The sequence below is a fragment of the Phenylobacterium sp. genome (genome assembly GCF_041691455.1).
Lineage (GTDB): Bacteria > Pseudomonadota > Alphaproteobacteria > Caulobacterales > Caulobacteraceae > Phenylobacterium.
Map to the genome: position 1 here is coordinate 20230 of NZ_JBEPUO010000036.1, position 6871 is coordinate 27100.

Sequence of the window (6871 nt, forward strand, 5' to 3'; positions counted from 1 at the left end):
GCGGATGCGGTCAAGCGGCTGGAACCGGCGGCTTGACTCCCCTGTTGCGAGGACTAGAACAAAAGTGGAACGAAAGGAGTCCGCAAAGCCATGTCCGATTTTCGCGGCCAGACTCCGCGAGAGGGGGGGCTGGGCGCCCTCAGGGCGAAGATCGCCGCCATCGAGGCGGGCGGACGGGCGGACTCTGAATCCCTGCCGTTCGGGGACGGACGGATCGACGGACGCCTGCCGGGCGGCGGCCTGCCGCTCGGCCGGTGGCACGAGATCGGCGGGACGGGGATGGAGACGGAGACCGCCGCGGCCCCGGCCGCCTTCACCGCGCTCATGGCCGCGCCGCTCGCGAGGCGGGGCGAGGTGGTCTGGGTGCTGCGCCGCGACGACCTCTGCGCGCCGGGACTGCTGGGCCTGGGGTTTCCGCCCGACCGGCTGATCCAGGTCTGCGCCCGCGACGAGGCCGAGGCGCTGTCGGTGATGGAGGACGCGCTTTCGACGGTGGGCGTCGCCGCCGTGGTCGGCGAGGTCGAGGCGGCCGACCTGACCGCCGGCCGCCGGCTGCAGCTCGCCTGCGAGAAACGCTCGGCCACCGGCTTCCTGATCCTCAGGCGCCCCTATGGCGGCCCGGCCCGGCGCGAGGCGACCGGATCGGCGGCCGCCACCCGCTGGCGGGTTTGTTCGGCACCCTCGGAGCCGCCGGCCGGCGAATTCGGCCTGGGGAGCCCCCGCTTCCGGGTCGAGCTGGAACGCTGCCGCGGCGGGCGGACCGGGGCGTGGCTGATGGAGGCCACGGACGCCTATTGCTGGGAGATGACGGATGTCGCGCATCCTTTGCGCCTGGTCGCCGAGCTGGGCGATCGCCAACTGGCGCCGGCGCTACCCCTCAGACTCGCCGGCTGAGCCCTTCGCCCTCCTGGAGACCGTCCGGGCCGTCCGTCGGCTCTCGGCGGTGAGCTGGGAGGCCGCAAGCCTCGGGCTGCATCCCGGCCAGAAGGCGACCGACGCCATGGCCCTGGTCCCGGAGCTGGTCACGGCCGAGGCCGAGCCGGAGGCCGACGCCGCGGCCCTGACCGCGCTCGCCGACTGGTGCGTGCGCTTCTCGCCGGCGGTGGCGGCCGACGGAGCGGACGGCCTCTTCCTGGACGTCACCGGGGTCGACCACCTGTGGGACGGCGAGGACCGGATGCTGGACGACTTCCGCGGCCGGCTCGCGGCCAACGGACTGCCGTTCCGCTGCGCCATCGCCGACACCCCGGGCGCGGCCTGGGCGCTGGCGCATTTCGGTGAGGACGGCGCCATCGCCTCAGCCGGCGGCCAGGCGGCCCTGCTCGCGCCCCTGCCGCCGGCGGCCATGCGGCTTTCCACCGAGACCTGGGCGCAGATCGAGCGGCTGGGCCTGCGCCAGGTCGGCCAGCTGCTGTCGATCCCCCGCGCGCCCTTCGCCCGGCGCTTCGGCCGCGCGGCGCTCGCCCGCCTCGACCAGGCGCTGGGCCGCGAGAAGGAGGCGCTGACCTTCCGCCGCCCGCCGAACCCGTGGTTCGCCCGCCTGGCCTTCGCCGAGCCGATCAGCGTCCCGGAAGACATGGCGCGCGTCACCTTCGACGTCGCCGCCAAGCTCTGCGCGCGGCTGGAGACCGAGGGCCGCGGCGCGCGGCGCTTCGAGATCGCCTTCCACCGGGTGGACGGCCGGGCCCTGCCGCTCGCCATCGGCCTTTCGCTCCCCGGCCGCGACGCCAAGCGGATCGCCAAGCTCTTCGCGCCGAAGCTGGAGACCGTCGACCCGGGCTTCGGGATCGAGGTGGTGACGCTTGTGGCCCACGACGTGGAGCCGATCTCCGGGCGCCAGGCCCGGCTCGATTCCGGCCGCGAGGCCACCGTCGAGGAAGGCCTGGCCCCGCTCGTCGACCGCCTGATCAACCGCCTGGGCGAAGAGCGCGTCTGGCGCGCCGTGCCGGTGGAAAGCCATGTCCCCGAGCTGGCCGTGGGCCGCGCGAGGCCGCTGGCCGCCCCGCCGCAGGCCCGGGCATGGGACAGGGAAACCCCACGTCCCACCCGCCTCTTCCGCCGCCCGGAGCCGGTGGAGGCGGTGCTGGCCCTGACCCCCGACGATCCGCCGACCCAGTTCCGCTGGCGCGGCCAGCTGCACCGCGTGCGCCGCGCCGAGGGCCCCGAACGGATCGGCGAGGAGTGGTGGAAGGGCGCGATCGAGGACGTCCGTATCGGCCACATCCGCGACTACTACCGGGTCGAGGACGAGGCCGGCGCCCGCTTCTGGCTGTTCCGCGCCGGCCTCTACGGCGACCCCGCCATCCCGCCGAAATGGTGGATGCACGGCCTTTTTGGATAGGACCTCTCATGAAACCCAAGATCAGCCTGATCACCTTCGGCGTCCGCGACCTGGAACGGATGATCGTCTTCTACCGGGACGGCCTGGGCCTGCCGCCGCACAACTACAACCCCGGCGACGACATGGTCATGTTCCGGCTGGAGGGGAGCTGGCTCGGCCTCTTTCCGCGCGACGAGCTCGCCAAGGACGCCACGGTGTCGGTCGAGGGCTCCGGCTTCAGCGGCGTCGCCATCGCCCACAACGAGCCCAGCAAGGAAGGCGTCGATGCGGTCTTCGCGGAAGCCCTGGCCGCCGGGGCGACGGCCGTCAAGCGACCGGAAGACGTCTTCTGGGGCGGCTATTCCGGCTATTTCGCCGACCCCGAGGGCAACCTCTGGGAGGTCGCCTTCAATCCGTTCACGGACCTCACGTGACCCGCTACGCCGAACTGCAGGCCGCGACCAATTTCTCCTTCCTGCGCGGCGCCTCGCATCCCGGGGAGCTGGTCGCCGGCGCCGATGCGCTGGGGATCGAGGCCATTGGGATCTGCGACCGCAACTCCCTGGCCGGGGTGGTGCGCGCCTGGTCGGCGAAGAAGGAGCTGCGGGAGTCGGGCTCGAAGATCCGCGACCTGACCGGCTGCCGCCTGGATTTCGCCGACGGGACGCCGAGCCTTCTGGTCTATCCGTCCGACCGCGAGGCTTACGGCCGCCTGACCCGCCTGCTGACGGTGGGCCAGCGGCGCGAGAAGAAGGGTGGCTGCGAACTCCACTGGCGCGATTTCCTCGCGCACGCCGAGGGCCAGCTGGCGCTGGTGGTCCCGCCGGATCGTCTGGACGAAAGGTTCGAGCAGGCGCTCGTCCGCATCGGCCGCGAACTCTCCGGCAGCGTCTGGCTGGCGGCGTCCCGGCGCTACGGCCCTCGCGATCTGCAACGGCTGTCCCGGCTGGCGGCGCTCGCCCAGGACTCCCGGGTCCCCATGGTGGCCACCAACGACGTTCTCTATCACGGTCCTGAACGCCGGGCCCTGCAGGACGTGCTCACCTGCATCCGCGAGACCTGCACGATCCAGGACGCGGGCCTGCGCCTCGAGGCCAACGCCGAGCGCCACCTGAAATCGCCGGAGGAGATGGCGCGCCTGTTCGCCCGCTTCCCCGGCGCCGTGGAACGCAGCCTCGAGGTCGCCGAGCGGATGGAGTTCGACCTCTCGAACCTCTCCTACGAATACCCCGACGAGCCGGTGCCGCCGGGCAAGACCGCCATCCAGCATCTGCGCGACCTGACCTGGGCCGGCGCCCAGTGGCGGTTCTCAACCGGCATGGGCGAAAAGGAACGGGCGACCATCCAGGGCGAGCTCGATCTCATCGAGAAGCTCGACTACCCGAACTATTTCCTCACAGTTCACGACATCGTCCAATGGGCGCGCGACCACGGAATCCTCTGCCAGGGGCGGGGTTCGGCGGCCAATTCCTGTGTCTGCTTCTGCCTGGGCGTCACGGCTGTGGACCCCACCAAGGAGGACCAGGACCTCCTGTTCTCCCGCTTCATCTCCGAGAACCGGGGCGAACCGCCGGATATCGACGTCGACTTCGAGCACGAGCGGCGCGAGGAGGTGATGCAGTATGTCTACGACCGCTACGGCCGCGACCGGGCGGCGATCGTGGCCACCGTCATCCACTACCGGCCCCGCATGGCGATCCGGCAGGTGGGCAAGGCGCTGGGCCTCACCGAGGACATCACCGCGGCGCTCGCCAACACCGTCTGGGGCAGCTGGGGCGACAGCGTGCCGGACGAGCACATCCGCCAGGCCGGCCTCGATCCGGCGAATCCGGAAATCCGGCGGGCCGTCAGCCTCGCCGAAGAGCTGCTGGGGTTTCCGCGGCACCTGTCCCAGCACGTGGGCGGCTATGTCCTGACCCAGCGCCGGCTGGACGAGACCGTGCCGATCGGCAACGCGGCGATGAAGGACCGCACCTTCATCGAGTGGGACAAGGACGACATAGACGCGCTCAAGCTGATGAAGGTCGACGTGCTGGCGCTGGGGATGCTGACCGCCCTGAAAAAGAGCTTCGACATCCTGGGGATCGACGACATCGCCGACATCCCGCAGGAGGATCCGGCCGTCTACGACATGCTCTGCGAGGCCGATTCCATAGGCGTCTTCCAGGTCGAGAGCCGGGCCCAGATGTCGATGCTGCCGAGGCTCAGGCCCCGCAAGTTTTACGACCTGGTCATCGAGGTGGCGATCGTCCGTCCCGGGCCGATCCAGGGCGACATGGTGCATCCCTACCTGCGGCGGCGCGAGGGGGCCGAGCCCGTGGAGTTTCCGTCGCCTTCGCCTGAGCACGGCGACGCGAAGGAGTTGGAGCAGGTCCTGAAAAAGACCTGCGGCGTGCCGCTGTTCCAGGAGCAGGCGATGCGGCTGGCCATCGAGGCGGCCAAGTTCTCCGCCGACGACGCCGACGGTTTGCGCCGTTCCATGGCCACCTTCCGCTCCAATGGGAAGCTCTGGGAATACAAGGAGATGTTCATCCGCGGCATGTCCGATCGCGGCTATGATCCGGAGTTCGCCGCGCGCTGCTTCAAGCAGATCGAGGGCTTCGGCTCCTACGGTTTCCCGGAGAGCCACGCGATCAGTTTCGCGCTCCTGGTCTACGCCTCGGCCTGGGTGAAGTGGCATCACCCGGAGGTGTTCTGCGCGAGCCTCCTGAACAGCCAGCCGATGGGCTTCTACCAGCCGGCGCAACTGGTCCGCGACGCGAAGGAGCATGGTGTGGAGGTGCGCCCCCCGGACATCGTCGCCAGCGACTGGGACTGCACGCTGGAGCCGCCGGACGATCCGCGCTCGCCGCACCGCGCGCTGCGCCTCGGCCTTCGCCAGATCAAGGGCTTCAGGCAGGAAGAGGCCGAAGCCTTCATGAAGGCGCGGGCGCTGGGTCTCGCCACCCTCGAGGATTTCGTCCTGCGGTCCGGCCTGTCGCGGCGGGGGCTGGAGCTTCTGGCCGAGGCCGACGCTTTCCGCGCGCTGGGCCTCGACCGCCGCCAGGCGCTCTGGGCGGTGAAGGGCATGGCCGGCGAAATCCACGCCGAGCGCGACGCGCCGCTGCTCACCCGCCAGAGCCTGAAGGAAGCTCAGGTGCAGCTCCCCTTCATGAGCCTGCCGAAGGAGGTCGCCGAGGACTACCGGACGACCAGCCTCTCGCTGAAACGCCACCCGGTTCATTTCTTCCGCGACGACCTGGCGCGGATGCGGGTCGTTCCGTGCGCGGCGTTGAAGACCCTGCGCGACCGCCGCCGCGTCTCCGTGGGCGGGCTGGTCCTCGTCCGCCAGAGGCCGGGCACGGCCAAGGGCGTGGTGTTCCTGACCCTGGAAGACGAGACCGGCATCGCCAACATCGTCTGCTGGAAGGACGCCTTCGACGCCAACCGCCGCCTGGTGATGAGCGCGTCCTTCCTGGTGGTCCACGGCCAGCTGCAGGTTGCCAACAACGTCATCCACCTGGTCGCCGAGCGCTTCACCGACCTGTCCGCGAAGCTGGGCGAAATGCGCGACCACGAGGCGGCCCCAGGCGCCGCCCCGCCGCCACCCCACGCCAGGGTCTCCAGCCGCCTCGTCCGCAGCCGCGACTTCCATTAAGCTTGGCGGGACGGTTCCCGCGCGCCATGCTCAAGCCATGGCGAAAGCACCAAAGCCCAAGGTCCCGCGAGGCCCCAACGCCGAGCGGCGCGCCGCGACGCGGGAGAAGATCATGCAGGCGGCGGTCCGCTGCCTGGCCGACTTCGGCTATGCGGCGACCTCGACGCCCTTGGTGGCGCGGCTGGCCAAGGTGAGCCGCGGCTCGCTCCTCCACCAGTTCCCCACCAAGGTCGACCTGATCATCGGCGTGGCGGAATACGCATCGGCCGCCCGAGGCGCGAAGGTGCGCGAACACCTGACACCCTATCCAGAAGGACCCGACCGCTTCCTGCATGGCGTGGACGCCGTCTGGGCGTCCCTGCGCGAACCCGCGGCCATCGCCCTGATGGAGGTGACCATCGCCGCGCGCAGCGACCCCGAGCTCGCCGAACGCTATCCGCAGTTCGCCGGCGACCTCGAGGCGAGCCTGCACCGCGCCCGCATCCGCATGGCCGAAAACCTCGGCGTGCCCGAGCGGCTGGAGGAGATCGAGGCCGTGGCGCACCTGACCCGCGTGGCGCTCAACGGCCTGGCCATGGATTCGGTCTTCATCGGCCGCACCTCGCCGGACGAGCCCAAGGTGATCGCGCTCCTGAAGGACCTGCGCCAACGGCTGGTGGACGAACTGAAAAACGGCGGCCCCAAGTCTGTAGGCAAGATTGACCACAAACCGCGCTAGGGCCTAAACTCCGCGCGGGCGGGGCGTCGGAGCCAGACCGCGCACCCACAAAAAAGAAACTGGCTGGGAGGCGGGGCATGACCAAAGACAATCGACGGATGGAATCCGACCGCAGGACGGTGCTGATCGCCGGGGCGGCCCTGGCCGCCAGCGCCGCGGTGGCCGGCCGGGCCGGCGCCCAGGCGCCCTCGCCGCC

Annotated in this window: 5 protein-coding genes; all 5 read left to right on the forward strand. The window is 70.7% G+C overall.

Annotation, left to right across the window (positions count from 1 at the left end):
• Window positions 1-90 precede the first annotated feature (90 nt).
• Genes ACESMY_RS21410 through ACESMY_RS21430 form a run of 5 tightly spaced genes read left to right on the forward strand, consistent with a single transcriptional unit; the run spans window position 91 to window position 6675 of the window.
• A complete protein-coding gene (locus tag ACESMY_RS21410) occupies window positions 91-894 on the forward strand; it encodes an ImuA family protein (RefSeq protein WP_372786665.1) in 804 nt (267 codons plus the stop codon).
• A complete protein-coding gene (locus ACESMY_RS21415; RefSeq protein WP_372786666.1) occupies window positions 812-2341 on the forward strand; it encodes a DNA polymerase Y family protein in 1530 nt (509 codons plus the stop codon). The genes ACESMY_RS21410 and ACESMY_RS21415 overlap by 83 nt, the downstream gene beginning before the upstream one ends.
• 8 nt (window positions 2342-2349) lie before the next feature.
• Window positions 2350-2754 carry a VOC family protein gene (locus ACESMY_RS21420; protein ID WP_372786667.1) on the forward strand — a complete coding sequence of 135 codons (405 nt, stop codon included), beginning with the start codon at window positions 2350-2352 and terminating at the stop codon, window positions 2752-2754.
• Complete coding sequence (locus ACESMY_RS21425; RefSeq protein WP_372786668.1) at window positions 2751-5957, forward strand: error-prone DNA polymerase; 3207 nt, start codon at window positions 2751-2753, stop codon at window positions 5955-5957. The genes ACESMY_RS21420 and ACESMY_RS21425 overlap by 4 nt, the downstream gene beginning before the upstream one ends.
• A gap of 37 nt (window positions 5958-5994) precedes the next feature.
• Entirely contained in the window at window positions 5995-6675 is a 681-nt protein-coding gene (locus tag ACESMY_RS21430) for a TetR/AcrR family transcriptional regulator (protein ID WP_372786669.1), read from the forward strand.
• Window positions 6676-6871 lie beyond the last annotated feature (196 nt).

Excerpts from the sequence above, each read along its gene's own strand:
- ACESMY_RS21410 (WP_372786665.1), top strand. The coding sequence starts at position 91 with ATGTCCGATTTTCGCGGCCAGACTCCGCGAGAGGGGGGGCTGGGCGCC.
- ACESMY_RS21415 (WP_372786666.1), top strand. The coding sequence starts at position 812 with ATGTCGCGCATCCTTTGCGCCTGGTCGCCGAGCTGGGCGATCGCCAAC.
- ACESMY_RS21420 (WP_372786667.1), top strand. The coding sequence starts at position 2,350 with ATGAAACCCAAGATCAGCCTGATCACCTTCGGCGTCCGCGACCTGGAA.
- ACESMY_RS21430 (WP_372786669.1), top strand. The coding sequence starts at position 5,995 with ATGGCGAAAGCACCAAAGCCCAAGGTCCCGCGAGGCCCCAACGCCGAG.